Genomic DNA, 16,214 nt, shown 5'->3' with positions numbered 1-16,214 from the left:
GGTCAAATCAATATCAGGTGACGAGGGGCCGGACGAGGCGGACGCCCGGATCGCCGCTCGCGCCGCTCGCAAACGCAAAGGGAATGACGGCGCCGCCGCGCGCCGGATCGCCCGCAACGCATTGCGATGTCGAAGTCGGTCTCGCCGGGCGTCGGCAGCGATAAGCGCTCACGCGCTGCGGTCGCGCTGCAGGGCGATCATGACCAACGCCAGCACGGCCGATGCGACCATCAGCATGAGCGAAATCGCGTTCAGCACCGGGGTGGAGCCCTGTTTCAGGCGGTCGAAGAGCGCGATGGTCAGCGGCGCATCCGAGCCGACCAGCATCAGCGTGGTGTTGAAGTTTTCGAAGCTCATCAGGAAAGCGACGATGCCCGCCCCCAGCATGGCCGGCGCCAGATAGGGCAGCGTCACCGTGCGGACCGCTCCCCAGCGGGTGGCGCCGAGATTAAGCGCCGCCTCTTCGAGCCCGACGTCGAACTTTCTCAAGCGCGCCGAGATCACCAGCGTCGCGATCGTCACGATGAACGAGAACTGGCCGAGGATCACCAGGACCAGCCCCGGCCGCAGTGCTTCGATCTCCACGCCAACCGCAGCGTCGAGCCGGTTCGCAACGCCGTTGCTCATGACCAGAATCGAAATGCCGAGGATGATGCCCGGCACCACCAGAGGCGTCAGCATCAGGATGTAGGCGAGGTTCTTGAAACGGAACGTCTCGCGCTCGAACAGAAACGCGTTGGAGGTTCCCACCACGACCGACAGCACGGTCACCCAGAAGGCGACGAAAACGGAAACGCCGACGGCGTCGATGAGAGAGCGGTCGTGGAACAGCCCCAGCCGCGGCTCCGTCGGGTTGACGAACCAGTCCCAGGTAAAGCCGTTCCACGGCAGCGAGGGAAACAGCGAATCGTTGAAGGCGAACACCGAAACGACCACGAGGGGCGCCGCGAGATAGACGAAGAACAACCCGACATAGAGCCGATAGGCGTTGCGCAGGAGCGCGTTTTGCGGAATCGACGGGATCATCGCTGACCGCCGACGGTTTCGCTCAGCGTCTGGCGGGTCAGCTTCAGCCCGGCCCAGACGATCAGCGACGACAGGATCAGGAGCAGGAAGCCGAAGGCCGCCCCCTGCTCCCAGTTGAAGCGGGTGATGAACTGGGCATAGATCTGCTGGGTGAACCACAGACTGTCCTTGCCGCCGAGGAGCACCGGCGTCAGATAGTTGCCGAGCGACAGCATGAAGACGACGATGCAGCCGGAAACGATCCCCGGCATGGCGTGCGGGATGATGATCTCGCGCAGGACGGCAAAACCGTTGCCGCCGAGGTCGTAGCCGGCCTCCACATAGGCATTGTCGAGGCTGTCGAGCGTGGTCACCAGCGGCACGACCATGAACAGCATCGAGGTGTAGACGAGGCCGACCATGATCGCGGCGTCGTTGTAGAGAAACTCGATGGGGCCGCTGGCAAGGCCGATCCACTGCAGCGCGCTCGAGACGACGCCCGTCTCGCGCAAGAGGATCATCCAGCCGAAGGTGCGCACCAGTTCGGACACCCAGAACGGCAACAGGCAGAGCACGAACAGCGCCGCCCTCACCCGGCCCTCGGCCAGCTTGGCGATGTAGTAGGCGACCGGAAAGCCGACCAGGAGCGTCAACAGGGTCGCGGCGATCGACATCAGGGCGGTGCGGGCAAAGGTGTTCCAGTAGAGCGGCTCGGAGAAGAACGCCCAGTAATTGTCGAGCCCGGCCTCGTAGACGCGCGGCCTGATCTTCACCTGCAGCGAGGTCAGGAACAGGTCGATATGGGGAATGATGATCAGCGCCCCCAGCCAGGCGACCAGCGGCGCCAGCAAGAGACAGAAGCCGAGCCGGCTGTTCATTCGCTTGGACCCGCGCCGAAGCATGTGGTCTGCGCGTCGCTCCAGCCGAGACTGATCGGCTGGCCCGGGCGCAGGTCGTTGAATTCGCCGGTCTGCGGCAGCGCGACATCGATCTCATCGCCGGTCGAACCGCCGCGCACGAGGACGCGGCTCGCGGCCCCGTTGAACAGCAGGCTCACGACCTCGCCGTCCATGCGGTTCGCCATGGATTTGAGGGCCGCTGCGTCGCGCGACAGGGTTATCGACTCGGGCCGAACGAATATGTCCACCGTGTCGCCTTCGGCGTGGCTGCCCGAAGCGGTGCCGACAATCCGCACGCCGGGCGCCATTTCGACGGTCAGGCGGCCGCTCGCGGCCGATTCAACGCGCCCCTTCCAGCGGTTGCTGTCGCCGACGAAGGCCGCGACAAAGGCGGTTTTCGGCCGGTAATAGAGCTCCTGCGCCGGCCCGACCTGCTCGAAGCGCCCGGCGTTCATCACCGCGATCGTATCCGACATGACCAGGGCTTCGGACTGGTCGTGGGTGATGTAGATGAAGGTGGTCTGGAAATCGTTCTGGAGCTTCTTCAGTTCCACCTTCATGTGGTCGCGCAGCTTCAAATCGAGGGCGCCGAGCGGCTCGTCGAGCAGCAGCACGTCAGGATCGAGCACGAGGCAGCGGGCGATGGCGACGCGTTGCTTCTGTCCGCCGGATATCTGCGAAATCTTCTTGTTGCCCAGGCCCGGCAGGCCGACCCGCGCCAGCGCTTCGTCCACCTTCCTGGCGATGTCCTCGCGCGGCAGCCTGCGCCGCCTCAGCCCGTAGCCGATGTTCTCCGCAACGCTCATCATCGGGAACAAGGCCAGATGCTGAAACACCATGTTCACCGCGCGCTTGTTCGGCGGCACCTTCAGCACCGAGCGTCCCTTGATCAGAATGTCGCCCGATGTCGGCTCAAGGAAGCCAGCGATCATGCGGAGAAGCGTGGTCTTGCCGCAGCCCGACGGCCCGAGAATGGAGAAGAACGAGCCGCCGGGAATTGCGAGATCGATGTTCTCCACGGCGACGAAATGATCGAAGCGCTTCGTCAGCGCGCGGCACTCAAGATCCGGGGCCGGCTCGGCTTGGGCGTTCATCGATGAATTTTGCGCGTTTCCTCGCCGCGTGAAAAGCCCGGCGGTCGCAGCGATCGCCGGGCGCCATCGTCGGCTCGTCAGTTGGCCGCCTGGACCCGGTCGAGGATCTTGCCCTCGATATCCTCAAGGCCTGCCGGCACCGGCGGATACCATTTGATATTGTCGATCGCCTCCGGCGGGAAGCTCGCCTGGAACTGCTTCTTCAGCGCTTCCTCGGCATAGGCGTCGGCGCCCTTGGAGGCGGTAAAGTTGCCGGCGGACGCGGTGACCTTGGCCGCGATCTCCGGCCGCATCACGAAATTGATCCACTTGTAGGCGGCATCCTCCGCCTTGGTCTTGGCCGGCAGCGCAAAGGTATCGACCCAGCCCAGAGCACCCGACTCGGGGGCAACGAAGGTGATGTCGGGATTATCGTTGTTGAGCTTCCAGCCGCCCGTATCCCAGGCCATGGAGGCAGTGACTTCGCCCGACCGCAACAGGTTGATCAGCGCATCGCCGCCCGACCAGTAGGCCTTCACGTTCGGCTTGCATTCGATCAGCTTGGCCTCGACCTTTTTCATCATCGCCTCGTAGGCCGCCGGGTCGTCATAGGCGGCGAACGGATCCATGCCCATGGAATAAGCAAAGCCGATCAGCGTCGGCCGCTTCAGGCGGTAGGAGACCTTGCCCTTCACCGCCTCGCTGCACAGGTCGAGATAGTCCTTGACGCCCGCCGCCTTCTTGGTGTCGAGCACCAGGCCGCTGGTGCCCCAGACATGCGGCACGCCGTAGACGGCGCCTTCATACGAGGTGTTCTTCTTGGTGCCCTCGAACATGGAAGGAATGAACAGGCCGGCGTCGATCTTGGAAAGATCGAGCGGCTTGTAGATGCCGTGCTCCGCCTGGGCGCCGGCGACGCGGTCCTGGCTCGGCTGCGCGAGGTCGAATCCGCCGCCCTCGGTGGCGCGCAGCTTGGCGATCATTTCCTCATTGTTTGACGCGGTGACCTTGACGTCGATGCCGGTCTCCTTCTTGAAGAGGGCGATCACCTCCTCCGGCGCATAGCCGCCCCAGGTGAGCAGGCGCAGCTCTTCCGCCTGCGATACGCCGGCCGAAATCACCCATAGCGACGCGGCCGCAAGCACCGCGCAAAGGCCAATACCGATGCGTTTCATCTTGAGTCCTCCCTGCTGGATGGTGACGGGATATTAGGACCATCACCGATGGATCTATAGCATTCTTCGCAGCTCCGATGACATGCCGATGACGGCGATCCGAGGAGGCGGGCGAATTCCTCACGAGAATTGCGCCGACACCGTTCGCGGAGATCGCCCGAAAATGCATAGGTGCCCCGCGCCCCCATGTCTCGCGCCTGCTTGTAATGTCCCCCACGACTGTGGCAAAATAGCATCACCGTCCGTTGGCGCTGCACCCGAGTCTGGCTTTCCGGCGGTCCGATAACCCTTTTTGCCGTAATTATTGAACTATATGGCGGTCCATCGCGTTCGTCCTCCACTCGGAGGCAAGCGGCGAATCGCATGGAACAGGAACTTTCATGGCCCAGCCATCGCTTCCGATCCCGACCTCAGAAGGCGGCCTATCGCGCTATCTGGAGGAGATTCGGCGCTTTCCCATGCTCGAGCCGCAGGAGGAGTTCATGCTCGCCAAGCGGTGGCGCGAGCATGGCGACCGCGAGGCGGCGCACAAGCTCGTCACCAGCCATCTGCGGCTGGTGGCCAAGATCGCCATGGGCTATCGCGGCTATGGGCTGCCGATCAACGAGGTGGTTTCGGAAGGTAATGTCGGCCTGATGCAGGCGGTCAAGCGCTTCGACCCGGACAAGGGGTTTCGTCTCGCCACCTACGCCATGTGGTGGATCCGCGCGGCGATCCAGGAATATATCCTGCGCTCGTGGAGCCTGGTGAAGCTCGGCACCACGGCGAGCCAGAAGAAGCTGTTCTTCAATCTGCGCAAGGTGAAGGGCCAGATCTCGGCGCTCGAAGAGGGCGACATGAGGCCGGAACAGGTGGCCGAGATTTCCCGCCGTCTCGGCGTCAGCGAGGACGACGTCATCTCGATGAACCGGCGGCTCGGCGGCGACAGCTCGCTCAACGCGCCGCTCAGGGCCGACGTCGAGGGCGGCGAATGGCAGGACTGGCTGGTCGACGAGGCGGTCGACCAGGAGACTTTGCTTGCCGAAAGCGAGGAATTGGACTCGCGCCGCACGCTCCTGGCCAAGGCCATCACCAAGCTGAACCCGCGCGAGAAGCGCATTTTCGAGGCGCGACGGCTTTCCGACGACCCGCTGACGCTGGAACAGCTCAGCGAGGAGTTCGGCGTCAGCCGCGAGCGCATCCGCCAGATCGAGGTGCGTGCCTTCGAGAAGGTGCAGAAGGCCGTGACCAAGGCGGCCGCCGAACTCGAAGCCGGCGTGGCATGAACGGCCCGTGCGCCGGCGCTTCCTGCTGATCGAAAATCCGCGCGCCGGAGCCGGCAAGAGCGCGCTGACCGCCGGCTGCGTCGCCGCGCTCGTCAAGCGCGGGGCGAGCGTCGAGCGGGTCATGACCGAGGGTCCCGCTCACACGCGCGAGGCGGCAAAAGACGCGGCAAATTCAGAGCTGTTCGACGCCCTCATCGTCGCCGGCGGCGACGGCACCATCCGCCAGGCGGCAAGCGGCCTCCTCGGCCGGGCGCTGCCCTTCGGCGTCATTCCCGCCGGCACCGGCAATGTGCTCGCCGCCGAGCTCGGCCTGCCTCACGCGCCGGAGGCGCTGGCCGATTATCTGTGCGGGGCCAAGGCCCGCGCCGTCACCGGCGGCGTGGCCAACGGGGAGCTGTTCCTGTTCATGGCCGGCGTCGGGCTCGATGCCGAGATCGTCGCCCGACTCCACCGGCCGCTGGCGCGGCGGTTTGGCAAGACCGCCTATGCGCCGGCCATATTGGGCGCGCTTGTCGCCGCGCCGAGACCGCGGCTTGCCGTGCGCATCGGCAACAAGACGATTTCCGCCGAATGGGTGATCGTCGCCAAGTCGAGCCGGTTCGCCGGCCCCTTCCTGCTCACCCGCAGGGCGGGCCTGCTCAAACGCGGGCTGCAGCTCGTCAGCGTCGCCGCCGGATGGCGGCTTACCGACGCGATGCGGCTCGCCGTGCTGCCCTTCGGGATCATGGAGCATATGCCGGGTGTGCGCATCGACCCCTGCACGCGGGCGGTGATCGAATCCGACCGGCCGACACCGGTGCAGATCGACGGCGACATCTGCGGCACCACCCCGGTCTTGGTGGTCGAAGCCCCGGCGCCGGTCAATGTCATCGTGCCGCGCGGGGGCCCGGCTCGGGCCTGAGCCCCTTGAGGCGTCGCGACGGGGCCCGGCGCGCGACAGGCGGCCGAATGGCAGCGGCCCGCTAAACCATTTCCGGCATCGGCACCTCGGTGACGAAGCGCGGCACCTGATAGCCGCGCTGCACCGCCGGGCGCTCGGCGATTTCCACGTACCAGCGCCTGACATTGGGATAGTCGTTGAGGTCGATGCGGTGATAGTCGAACCGCGACGCCCATGGCCAGGTGGCGATATCGACGATGGAATAGCCGCCGACCATATAAGCGTGCTCGGCAAGAAGCTTGTCGAGGACGCCATAGAGGCGCTTCGCCTCCTTGTGGTAGCGCTCCTCCGCATAGGGGGCCTTGCCGGGATGGTATTTGAGGAAGTGGTGGGCCTGGCCGAGCATCGGCCCGAAATCGCCCATCTGCCACATCAGCCACTCCATCATCCGCCAATAGGCCTCGCCCTTGCGCGGCGCGAGCTTGCCGACCTTGTCGGCGAGATAAAGCAGGATGGCGCCCGATTCCATCAGGTGCAGGCCGTTTTCGGTGTCGACGATGGCCGGAATCTTGTTGTTGGGGCTGATCTCGAGGAATTCGGGGGAGAACTGCTCGCCCTTGCCGAGGTCGACGGGGTGAACATTGTAGGGCAGGCCGATTTCCTCAAGCATGATGGAGACCTTGCGCCCGTTCGGCGTGGTCCAGGTATAAAGATCGATCAAGGATATCCTCCGGCGGTTGGAATATTGCCCCGTGGGTAAGGGAGCCATGCTGCCGCGTCAATGCGCCAATTGGAAGCCACGGCAATCCATATCCGGCCTGGACCGGCCCCTTGATCGGCGCCGAGATCGCCTCGGTGCCGGAGCGTGCCGTCAAACCTCCGGGGGGGCGACGGGCGGCTCCGCCGGAGCGGGGATATTCTGATCGCGCTGCGGTTCGACGCTGCCCAGGAGCTGCGCGCGGGTCTCATCGAACAGTGCCGGATCGGCCTTCAGGAACCGCGCCTCGGCCTGCAGGATCGACGCGAACAGCCGCCTTTTCAGCGCCCCGACATCGATGTCGATGGCCTGCGCCTGAACGCCGGTCGCATCGAGCACCACGTCGACCAGCCGGTCGGCCGCCGTCAGCCGGCCCCACAGATAGTCGTGCTCGCGATAGGCGCGATTGAAGAAGCCGCCGAAATGGCGCAGGCCCGTCCCCTTGAGCGCCACCGGATCGCCGCCGCGGCGGATCGCCCGGGCGTCCTCCGGGCTGATGCGGTGGATGAGGACCACGTCGAGCTCGTCCAAATCTTCCCACTGCACCATGGGGAAGCTCACCACGTCGAAGAAGCAGAATCCGATATAAGCGTTCAGCACCTCGCGGCGGGCCGGCCGGTCGAGATAATCGACCGTCGCGGTGGCAAACAGCGCGTCGGCGGAAGCGTCGAGGCCAGCCATGTCGATCTCGGCCGCGATATCGCGCAACAGCGCGTCGAGCCGCTGACGTCCATCGCCGGGCCGCACCCAGGCGGCAGCGGCGGCGGCGACATCGGCACTGAAAAAGTCCTCGTTCCAGCGCCGCTTGGCCTGCTCGAGCTGGCGATAGAGCAGCGCCTTAATGGAATCGAGATCCTCGCTGCTGCTCGAGGTGCCGCCCTCCGCGGACAGGCCATAGAGCTCGTTGAGGCGGCGGATGACAAATCGCAGCCGGCGGACGCGGAAATCCACGTCGAAGGTGCGCAGAAATTCGACATCGCCCTCCCGGCCGGCAGGGCGCGCCGCCGCCGTCAGCGCATCGAGACGGGTCTCGGCCCAGCCTCTCACGCGCGTCGCCACCACGTCCTTGTCGGCCTCGCAGCCGCCCCGCTCGGCAAGGGCGCAGATGAGCCGCTCCAGATGGCCGAGCACGGACAGCATCTTGAGCCGGAAGTAGCTGTCGAAGACGACGCCGGAATCGCGGGCCACGCGCGCGTTGGCCGTCTCGCGCCAGCGGGCGATGCGCTTTGTGCTCGGCGAGCGGGCGGCCCACGCGCCGACGATGGTCTGGACCTGGGCTGCGACCTCGGGCCGGGTCAGATCGATCACGTGGCGAAGCACGCGGATGCGGCGGTTGACCTCGTCCAGGCGCTCAAGGTCGGCGCGCACCGGGTCATTGCCGGGGATTTCGACCAGCGCGGCGAGAACGGTCCGCATCATGCCGGGAACCCCGCTCACTCCATTCGTCCCGTTCGACGCGCCTCCGGGAGCCGGATCGACATAGATCAGCCGTCGCATCACCTCGCGCTGGGCGGGACGCGCACTCAGCGCGCCGATCGCTGCGGCGAAGGGCTTGTCGTTGACGGTGCTGCCGTCGATAAAGGCCGCCGTCTCCGGATTGCGGCCGGCGCGGGTGAGCGGCTTGAACTTGTCGGCAAGGAACCGCGCGCGGCGCGGCCAATCGCGCCCGCGGGCCTGCAGCACCTGGTCCATCTCCTTGACGGTGGCCGGCGGGAAGGCGCCGGGAAAGGAGGCGGTCGCCCGGGCAGCGAAGATCAGCCCAGGAACGCCCTGATGATCAAAATCGCTGATAATCCGTCCGTCGCTCATGCGCTCATAGCGGAATCGGAACAGATGCAAATGCTCGGCCTCGACGATGCGCGCCGGATCATGCAGACGAACGATGCGCTGGTGGCCGTAAAAATCGGTGACCGAGACAATGAGGTCGAGCGGGTGTCCGTCCGGCAGCAGCGAACGAGCCTCGTCGCGGCCCTCCCCCATGGCATCGCATGCATCGAGCATCCAGCCGATGAAGCGGGGCCCGGAGAAGGGCGGCTTGAACCAGCGCGAGCGCACGAAGGTGCGCAGCTTGGCGCGCGTTTCCTGGTCCGCCGCCATGGGCAGAAGCCAGGTGCGCAGCAGCACGCGGCTGAACGGCTCCAGATAGATCTTGCTCATCGGCTTGGCCAGCGCCGCTGCGTCCATCAGGTCGATGGCGTCGGCATGCTCCAGCCACATGGCGCGGTGGTCGTCGAGCGGCTGATCGTGGGCGAGCGCGCGGGCCAGCATGACCCCGTTGACGCCGCCGGCCGAGGCGCCTGCAATCACGTCGACAACGACGCGCAAATCGGTCGCCGGCGCGATCGCCTTCAACAGGTCGAAATAGACATGCTCGGTGTCGCTTTCGCGCGACGGGTCGTCATCGAGGGTGGCGTAGGCGGCATTGATACGCGCCCGCGGATCGGGCAGAGCGTGATAGATTTTCGAGGCGCGCACCAGCTTGAGCAGCTCGCGGCTGACGCCATGCATGAACACGGCAAGCGAGATGCCGCCCGTGAGAACGATGGCCAGGCGGAGCTCTTTTTCACGCATCGGAAAACCACTCTCCACGCCGCGGAATGATAGCGGAAAGCCTTTTCGAAAGCATGAATGCGGGGCCGTGCGGCCAGGTCAGCGGTACAGATCGGCGCGGGTCGGCGGCAGCGGCGCCGGCCTCTCGGCCGACTTGGTCACCAGGACCTGATATTTGCGGATGCTGCCGCGCGCCAGGGCAAGCCCACAGCCGCTCAGATAGGCGACCCACATGCGGTAGATAGGCTCGCCGACGAGCTCGATGGCCTTGTCCCGGTTGGCGGCCAAGCGGTCGCACCACATCCGGATCGTGGGGAAATAGTGATCGCGCCAGCTCTCGACGTCGCGCACTTCGAACCCCTGCTGCTCCATGACCGATACGGTATTGCCGATATCGTCGAGCTCGCCTCCGGGAAAGACGTATCTGCGGATCGCGCGGTGCTCGGGACGGGTGCCGAACCTGCGCTTGCCGCGCGCGGCGCGGCGCGTGCCTCCGTGATTGAGGAACAGGCCATCCTCGGCCAGCAGCGACCGCACGGTCGCGAAATAGCGCGGCAGATTGGCGACGCCCAGATGCTCGTACACGCCGATGGAGCAGATCTTGTCATATTCGCCCTGAAGGTCGGCGTAGTTCTTCAGCTCCACGGTGACGCGGTCCTGCAGGCCGAGCCTGGCGATCTTCTCGTTGGCATAGTCGACCTGTGCCTGGGAGAGGGTGACGCCGTGGGCCTTGACGCCGTAGTTCCGCGCCGCATAGCAGGAAAGCCCGCCCCAGCCGCAGCCGATGTCGAGCAACCGGTCGCCTTCGCGCAAGCGCAACTTGCGGCAAATCATCTCCATCTTATTCAGCTGCGCCTGTTCCAGCGTCTCGTTCCAGTCGTGGAAATAGGCGCAGGTATATTGCATTTCGGGATCGAGGAAGAGCGCGTAGAAATCGTTGCCCACGTCGTAGTGGAACTGGATGTAATCCGTCATTTCCTCGCCGGCGCCGCGCGGCGCGACGTCGCCGCCCTCGAAGGGCCGGCTGCGTTCGGGCTTCTCCGCGGGCACGAACAGGAAGGGCAGCAGTTCGCGGGCAAGGCGGCTCTTGCTGATCGCCTTCATGCCCCTGCGCGTCTTCTTGCCGGTCAGCCGCTCGCCGACGTCCATCAGGCTGCCGCCCTTGATGTCGATACGGCCGTTCGCATAAAGCGCGATCAGGCGGTTGAGCGTCGGCCGGCGCAGCAGCGCGGCGATGACGCCGGGGCTGGCGACCGAGATGCGCAGATCGTCGCTGACGGTCGTCCCGATCGGAACCGTGGAGCCGTCCCACAGCTCCAGCGACAGATCCAGATCGAGCTGTTCGCCGACGAGCCGCGCCAGGCGGCCCGCCGAAGCCAGCAGCTTCTCGTCTTTACCAGGGCTCACCATCGCTCTTCTCCCGGCCAACCGATGCGCGCATGCGGGCCGCCGGGGGCGCTTAGCATGACAAAGGCGGCGGCGCCAGCGGGCAGGGGCAAACCGGCTCCCGCACCGGAACCTCACACTTGCCGCGTCGATGGCGCCGCGACCTCGTCGGGCGAGGTGCTTTCCAGGAACTCGCGGAAGCGCTTGCTGAACGACAGCCGCCGTTCCTGCCACCAGCGCTGGGTTCCTGGCCGATGGTAGAACCACAGCACATTGTCGCGATGACCGGCCCAGAAGTCCTCGTCGATCATGCCCGATTGATACTGGAAAAAGACGTTCTCGTAGCGGCGAAACAGACTGATGCCGAGGTAGGAAAACTGGATGAACTCATCGTTGTCGAGTTTCTCCGGCGTCGCCATGCCGACTGTAAAGATGCGCGACGTCTCCTTGTTGTGACCGACGATGGCGGCCATTTCGCCGAGGGCCTGAGTGGCAAACTGATACGTCTGCGAGTAGGTGGCGACGGTGCTGCGGCGCACCTGTATCGCCACGTAGACGACGGTGAGCACCACCGCGACCGATGCAACGATGCTCGAGATCGCCTGAACGACTTCCCAGTCCATTTGGCTTGCTCCCTCGGCGGGCGACTCGATTGCCCCTCACGGCGATCCAAGAGTAGACCCGGCGCCCGCAGGACGCCGGGTCAAACGAAGCGACAGCGGTTGCCGGCTAGCCGCGCGGCTGCGCCACGATGCGCATATAGGGCTTCGGCGTCTTCCAGCCCTGCGGATATCTCTTCTTCGCCTCCTCGTCGCTGACCGAGGCCATGATGATCACGTCATCGCCCTGCTTCCAGTTGACGGGCGTCGACACCTGGTGCTTGGCGGTGAGCTGCAGGGAATCGATGACCCTGAGCACCTCGTCGAAATTGCGCCCGGTGCTCATCGGATAGACGATGACCAACTTGATCTTCTTGTCCGGGCCGACGACGAAGACGTTGCGCACGGTCTGGTTGTCGATCGGCGTGCGACCGGCCGACGTATCGCCGGCCGCCGCCGGCAGCATGCCGTAGAGCTTGGCGATCTTGAGCTGCGGATCGCCGATCATCGGATAGTTGGGGGCTGCGCCTTGCGTTTCCTCGATGTCCTTCGACCAGCGCTTGTGATCGTCCACCGGATCGACGGACAGGCCGACGATCTTGACGTTGCGGCGGTCGAACTCCGGCTTCAGGCGCGCCATGTAGCCGAGCTCGGTGGTGCAGACGGGGGTGAAATCCTTCGGATGCGAGAACAGCACGCCCCAGGAATCGCCGAGCCAGTCGTGGAATTTTATTCTCCCCTGCGTCGTCTCGGTCTCGAAATCAGGGGCTGTGTCGCCAATCTGCAATGCCATTGTCTGAGCCTCCTTCGACGGTATCCCGGCCGCGCACGTGGGCGGCGCGGCTCTGGTCTTCCCTATAATAAGATCAATTCTGAATAACCAACAACCCTCCCCTATATGGAACGGCGCTGCAAGACGGTGATCGGCGTCTGGAGATTGGTCTTTGGCCCCGTTCCCCTTGGCCTCCCGGACAAGCGGTGGCCGGGGCGGTCAGATCCGCTTGCGGTCCAGCACGATCCTTCCGTTGATCGACAGCTTCTCCAGCGACCAGCATTCGACCCTTTCGAATTCGGCACATTCGAGCAGGACGGCTGCGGTGAAGCTGTTGAAGTCGTTCTGGTCGGAGACATAGCCGCCGACCACGACCCGATTACGGTGACAGTGCACTTAATAGCTTGCCTTGCGTGTCGTTCGCCGGCGTCTTCGGCTTTGGCCCGCGCTTGCCGGGTCTGAGGCGGCGCGCGGTCAGCCGCTCGATGGTCGCTAGAAAGCCATCGTCTCCCACGGGCCGGCCGATGCTCTCGGCCGCGCGCAGGCGATCGAACTTTTCCACATCCTGCTCCGCGGCGAGAAGGTCGGCGAAGCGGGGAAACCGGTCGCGAATGGGCGCGAGCGAGGTAACCCCGTCGTCCTTGCCGCGAAGATGCGCGCGGGTGCTCGACCAGCGCCAATCCTGCGCGCGTTTGAGAAGGCGCGCGCGCACCGGGTTGAGCGACACGTAACGAAGCGCCGCCGCGAGATGCTCCTCGTCCATGACGACGGCACCGAACCGGCCCTGCCAGAAATGGCCTGTGCGCTTGCGCCGCGCATGAATGACGCCGGCATAGCGGCGATGCACCGCCGCCAGCGCGCGACGCAACCCGTCGGGATCGGATGGCACCAGGATGAGATGCACGTGGTTGGGCATGAGGTACCAGGCCCACACATCGACATCGGCGGCGCGGCAGTGCTCGGCGAGCAGATCGCGGTAGAGCGCATAGTCGGCGCCGGAAAAGAAGGTGCGCGCGCGGCCGTTGCCACGCTGGGTGACGTGGTGCGGATAACCGGGGATAACGACGCGGCCGAGGCGAGCCATGGGACATGATGGCTTGGGAGGACCGCGAGGTCAATTGAGTGCACTGTCACCGTAATTTAATTCTAATTCGCGTAATTACGTAATTTGTATAGGTCAATTGAGTGCACTGTCACCGTAATTATTTCACCGTAATTCATAGACCTCAACGCGCGGCCGCTCTTCCGCTCAAGCCTTGCGCCGGCTACAATCGGGATGCTTCGACTTATTGCTTCGCGAGGCAACGCCCCGATTTTTCGTGGGCAGGAAGCGGCCAGAGCGCGCCGCGCGCGACCCGGTCACCGCGGTTCTTGCCGCCCGTTTCAGCGCGGCATCGACTTTGTCGACATCAAGCTTGTCGCTCATGGTTGATCCCACAACTCCGCAATTTGGAAGTCGCCTTCCAGGCTATCCCAAATATACCATTCATCGACGATCGGTTTGTAAAATTCCTCAAGATACCGCGCGCTTCTGGCGAACCGTCTTCGAATCGTCTCAACCGGAATGTCGTGTCCGCTACCGTCTGGCGAAGGCGGTAGCGGAATGTGGGATCATGGGGCCGGTCAACGATGAATCCCGGATTTCGCTTCGCTCATCCGGGCTACGCTTGCTGGCTGAATCGTCATTCCGGCCCCCGGGTCTCGCTTCGCGAGCCCGAGGACAGGCTCCGGCCGGAATCCAGGGCCGAGGTGCTACACGCATCGCCGCAAAAGGCTGGATCCCGGATCGCGCGGCGGATCGTTGAAGGTGCCATACGCACCGCTCGGGCCGCCGCTTGTCCGGGATGACGAGGAGAGGCAGCCAGGTCGATACCTAGCCAACCCCTACTCCGCAGCGGGCGGCGCTTTGAGCGCCTCGTTGCTCTCCTTCGCAGCCTCGGCGTCGACATAGACCTTCGAGCCCATTTCGCGGAATTTTTCCGCCATTTCGGCCATCCCCGCCTCTTTATCGTTCAAGGTCGCGGCGTAGTCGCGCACGTCCTGGGTGATCTTCATGGCGCAGAATTTGGGTCCGCACATGGAGCAGAAATGGGCGAGTTTGTGCGCCTCCTTGGGCAGGGTCTCGTCGTGGAAGGCCCTGGCCGTATCGGGATCGAGGCCGAGATTGAACTGGTCCTCCCAGCGAAACTCGAAGCGGGCCAGAGACAGCGCATCGTCCCTGAGCTGGGCCGCCGGGTGGCCCTTGGCGAGGTCGGCGGCGTGCGCGGCGATCTTGTAGGTGATGACGCCGGTCTTCACGTCGTCGCGGTCGGGAAGGCCCAGATGCTCCTTCGGCGTCACGTAGCAGAGCATGGCGCAGCCGAACCAGCCGATCATGGCGGCGCCGATCCCCGAGGTGATGTGGTCGTAGCCGGGTGCTACGTCGGTGACGAGCGGCCCCAGCGTATAGAACGGCGCCTCGCCGCACCATTCGAGCTGCTTTTCCATGTTCACCTTGATCTTGTGCAACGGCACGTGGCCGGGGCCCTCGTTCATCACCTGGCAGCCCTTGGCCCAGGCGATTTTGGTCAGCTCTCCCTGCGTCTGCAGCTCGGCGAATTGGGCGGCGTCGTTGGCGTCGGCAATCGAGCCGGGGCGCAAGCCGTCGCCGAGCGAGAAGGAGACGTCAAAGCTACGCATGATGTCGCAGATCTCGTCGAAATGCTCGTAGAGGAAGCTCTCCTTGTGGTGATAGAGGCACCATTTGGCCATGATCGAGCCGCCGCGCGAGACGATGCCGGTGACCCGGTCGGCGGTGAGGTGGATATAGCCGAGCCTGACGCCGGCATGGATGGTGAAATAGTCGACGCCTTGCTCGCACTGCTCGATCAGCGTGTCGCGATAGAGCTCCCAGGTGAGCTTCACCGGGTCGCCGTCGCACTTTTCCAGCGCCTGATAGATCGGCACCGTGCCGATCGGCACCGGCGCGTTGCGGATGATCCATTCGCGCGTGTTGTGGATGTTGCGGCCGGTCGACAGGTCCATCACCGTGTCGGCGCCCCAGCGGATCGCCCAGACCATCTTCTCGACTTCCTCCTCGACCGAGGAGGTGACGGCGGAGTTGCCGATATTGGCGTTGATCTTGGTGAGGAAATTGCGGCCGATGATCATCGGCTCCAATTCGCCGTGATTGATGTTGGCGGGGATGATGGCGCGGCCGCGCGCGACTTCGCTGCGCACGAATTCCGGCGTGATGAACTCAGGGATCGCGGCGCCGAAGCTTTCGCCGTCGGCGAGCCTTGCCTTGGCGTCGTCGAGCGCCTGCTTGCGGCCGAGATTCTCCCGCTCGGCGACATAGATCATCTTCTTGGTGACGATGCCGGCGCGGGCGAATTCGAGCTGCGTCACCGGGTGGCCGTCAAGGCCGCGCAAGGGCCGGTGACGGGTCGGGAAGGCGCGGGCGAGCTTCTTGTCGGAGACGCCGCCATTGTCCTCCGGCTTGACCTCGCGGCCGTCATAGGCCTCGACGCCGCCGCGTTCCCGCACCCAGACATGGCGCATCCGCGATAGGCCCTTCTCGACGTCGATGGTCGCCGCCTCGTCGGAATAGGGGCCGGACGAATCGTAGACACGGACCGGCGGCTCGCCGGCACCCTCGCTGAGCGCGATCTCGCGCAGCGGCACGCGGACATCGGCGGCATGGTCGGAGGTCACATGGATCTTGCGCGAAGCCGGCAACGGTCCGGTGGTCACTTCCGGACGCATCAAGTCGCCGGCGCGGGTATGTTTGTTCATCTTCTCATCTCCCTTATCGGGTCATGCTGAAAAGCCGAAATAGGTGAGCGCCGCGCCCAGCACGACGTAGATCGCTCCG

At 64.8% G+C, this 16,214-nt stretch carries 15 protein-coding genes and 1 pseudogene; 3 read left to right on the top strand and 13 right to left on the bottom strand.

Annotated elements, in window-relative coordinates; genetic code table 11:
* Positions 1-168: 168 nt before the first annotated feature.
* The 4 genes from Q8P46_13320 to Q8P46_13305 all read right to left on the bottom strand — a co-directional run bounded on the left by Q8P46_13320 (position 169) and on the right by Q8P46_13305 (position 4,152).
* Positions 169-1,026 (bottom strand): ABC transporter permease, encoded by an 858-nt coding sequence (locus tag Q8P46_13320; protein ID MDP2621128.1) that lies wholly within the window; start codon positions 1,024-1,026, stop codon positions 169-171.
* The gene (locus Q8P46_13315) at positions 1,023-1,883 is read right to left on the bottom strand and encodes an ABC transporter permease (protein MDP2621127.1); all 861 of its coding nucleotides are present in this window, start codon (positions 1,881-1,883) and stop codon (positions 1,023-1,025) included. The genes Q8P46_13320 and Q8P46_13315 overlap by 4 nt, the downstream gene beginning before the upstream one ends.
* A complete protein-coding gene (locus Q8P46_13310) occupies positions 1,880-2,998 on the bottom strand; it encodes an ABC transporter ATP-binding protein (protein MDP2621126.1) in 1,119 nt (372 codons plus the stop codon). Before Q8P46_13310 ends, Q8P46_13315 begins: the two co-directional genes overlap by 4 nt.
* A 77-nt stretch (positions 2,999-3,075) precedes the next feature.
* Complete coding sequence (locus Q8P46_13305; GenBank protein MDP2621125.1) at positions 3,076-4,152, bottom strand: extracellular solute-binding protein; 1,077 nt, start codon at positions 4,150-4,152, stop codon at positions 3,076-3,078.
* A 313-nt stretch (positions 4,153-4,465) separates the two neighbouring features.
* Between Q8P46_13305 and Q8P46_13300 the strand changes: the two are divergent.
* The 3 genes and pseudogenes from Q8P46_13300 (at position 4,466) to Q8P46_13290 (ending at position 6,318) form a co-directional block, all read left to right on the top strand.
* A pseudogene (locus Q8P46_13300) lies at positions 4,466-4,624 on the top strand (hypothetical protein).
* Positions 4,554-5,417 (top strand): RNA polymerase sigma factor RpoH, encoded by an 864-nt coding sequence (gene rpoH / locus Q8P46_13295; GenBank protein MDP2621124.1) that lies wholly within the window; start codon positions 4,554-4,556, stop codon positions 5,415-5,417. The pseudogene Q8P46_13300 and the gene rpoH overlap by 71 nt, the downstream one beginning before the upstream one ends.
* Positions 5,418-5,424: 7 nt before the next feature.
* A complete protein-coding gene (locus tag Q8P46_13290) occupies positions 5,425-6,318 on the top strand; it encodes a diacylglycerol kinase family protein (GenBank protein ID MDP2621123.1) in 894 nt (297 codons plus the stop codon).
* A 61-nt stretch (positions 6,319-6,379) separates the two neighbouring features.
* On the opposite strand, the gene Q8P46_13285 is transcribed toward Q8P46_13290, so the two are convergent.
* From Q8P46_13285 to thiC, 9 genes are all read right to left on the bottom strand, one after another.
* Positions 6,380-7,018, bottom strand: coding sequence for a glutathione S-transferase N-terminal domain-containing protein (locus Q8P46_13285; GenBank protein MDP2621122.1), 639 nt, complete (start codon positions 7,016-7,018; stop codon positions 6,380-6,382).
* Between the two features lie 150 nt (positions 7,019-7,168).
* The gene (locus Q8P46_13280) at positions 7,169-9,625 is read right to left on the bottom strand and encodes a patatin-like protein (protein MDP2621121.1); all 2,457 of its coding nucleotides are present in this window, start codon (positions 9,623-9,625) and stop codon (positions 7,169-7,171) included.
* 78 nt (positions 9,626-9,703) lie between these two features.
* The gene (locus Q8P46_13275; protein MDP2621120.1) at positions 9,704-11,014 is read right to left on the bottom strand and encodes a cyclopropane-fatty-acyl-phospholipid synthase family protein; all 1,311 of its coding nucleotides are present in this window, start codon (positions 11,012-11,014) and stop codon (positions 9,704-9,706) included.
* Between the two features lie 110 nt (positions 11,015-11,124).
* Entirely contained in the window at positions 11,125-11,613 is a 489-nt protein-coding gene (locus tag Q8P46_13270) for a hypothetical protein (GenBank protein ID MDP2621119.1), read from the bottom strand.
* Between the two features lie 106 nt (positions 11,614-11,719).
* A complete protein-coding gene (locus Q8P46_13265; protein ID MDP2621118.1) occupies positions 11,720-12,382 on the bottom strand; it encodes a peroxiredoxin in 663 nt (220 codons plus the stop codon).
* Between the two features lie 198 nt (positions 12,383-12,580).
* Complete coding sequence (locus Q8P46_13260; GenBank protein MDP2621117.1) at positions 12,581-12,757, bottom strand: hypothetical protein; 177 nt, start codon at positions 12,755-12,757, stop codon at positions 12,581-12,583.
* Positions 12,741-13,445 carry a transposase gene (locus Q8P46_13255; protein ID MDP2621116.1) on the bottom strand — a complete coding sequence of 235 codons (705 nt, stop codon included), beginning with the start codon at positions 13,443-13,445 and terminating at the stop codon, positions 12,741-12,743. The genes Q8P46_13260 and Q8P46_13255 overlap by 17 nt, the downstream gene beginning before the upstream one ends.
* A 165-nt stretch (positions 13,446-13,610) precedes the next feature.
* On the bottom strand, positions 13,611-13,787 hold the full coding sequence (locus tag Q8P46_13250) for a hypothetical protein (protein ID MDP2621115.1): 177 nt from the start codon (positions 13,785-13,787) through the stop codon (positions 13,611-13,613).
* A gap of 458 nt (positions 13,788-14,245) precedes the next feature.
* Positions 14,246-16,135 carry a phosphomethylpyrimidine synthase ThiC gene (gene thiC / locus Q8P46_13245; GenBank protein ID MDP2621114.1) on the bottom strand — a complete coding sequence of 630 codons (1,890 nt, stop codon included), beginning with the start codon at positions 16,133-16,135 and terminating at the stop codon, positions 14,246-14,248.
* Positions 16,136-16,214 lie beyond the last annotated feature (79 nt).

The sequence above is a fragment of the Hyphomicrobiales bacterium genome, from assembly GCA_030688605.1.
Lineage (GTDB): Bacteria > Pseudomonadota > Alphaproteobacteria > Rhizobiales > NORP267 > JAUYJB01.
Note: the sequence above shows the minus strand (reverse complement) of the source record. Positions and strands in the feature narration are given on the sequence as shown.

Excerpts from the sequence above, each read along its gene's own strand:
- Q8P46_13320 (MDP2621128.1), bottom strand. The coding sequence starts at position 1,026 with ATGATCCCGTCGATTCCGCAAAACGCGCTCCTGCGCAACGCCTATCGG.
- Q8P46_13315 (MDP2621127.1), bottom strand. The coding sequence starts at position 1,883 with ATGAACAGCCGGCTCGGCTTCTGTCTCTTGCTGGCGCCGCTGGTCGCC.
- Q8P46_13310 (MDP2621126.1), bottom strand. The coding sequence starts at position 2,998 with ATGAACGCCCAAGCCGAGCCGGCCCCGGATCTTGAGTGCCGCGCGCTG.
- Q8P46_13305 (MDP2621125.1), bottom strand. The coding sequence starts at position 4,152 with ATGAAACGCATCGGTATTGGCCTTTGCGCGGTGCTTGCGGCCGCGTCG.
- Q8P46_13280 (MDP2621121.1), bottom strand. The coding sequence starts at position 9,625 with ATGCGTGAAAAAGAGCTCCGCCTGGCCATCGTTCTCACGGGCGGCATC.
- Q8P46_13275 (MDP2621120.1), bottom strand. The coding sequence starts at position 11,014 with ATGGTGAGCCCTGGTAAAGACGAGAAGCTGCTGGCTTCGGCGGGCCGC.
- Q8P46_13270 (MDP2621119.1), bottom strand. The coding sequence starts at position 11,613 with ATGGACTGGGAAGTCGTTCAGGCGATCTCGAGCATCGTTGCATCGGTC.
- Q8P46_13265 (MDP2621118.1), bottom strand. The coding sequence starts at position 12,382 with ATGGCATTGCAGATTGGCGACACAGCCCCTGATTTCGAGACCGAGACG.
- Q8P46_13255 (MDP2621116.1), bottom strand. The coding sequence starts at position 13,445 with ATGGCTCGCCTCGGCCGCGTCGTTATCCCCGGTTATCCGCACCACGTC.
- Q8P46_13250 (MDP2621115.1), bottom strand. The coding sequence starts at position 13,787 with ATGAGCGACAAGCTTGATGTCGACAAAGTCGATGCCGCGCTGAAACGG.
- thiC (MDP2621114.1), bottom strand. The coding sequence starts at position 16,135 with ATGAACAAACATACCCGCGCCGGCGACTTGATGCGTCCGGAAGTGACC.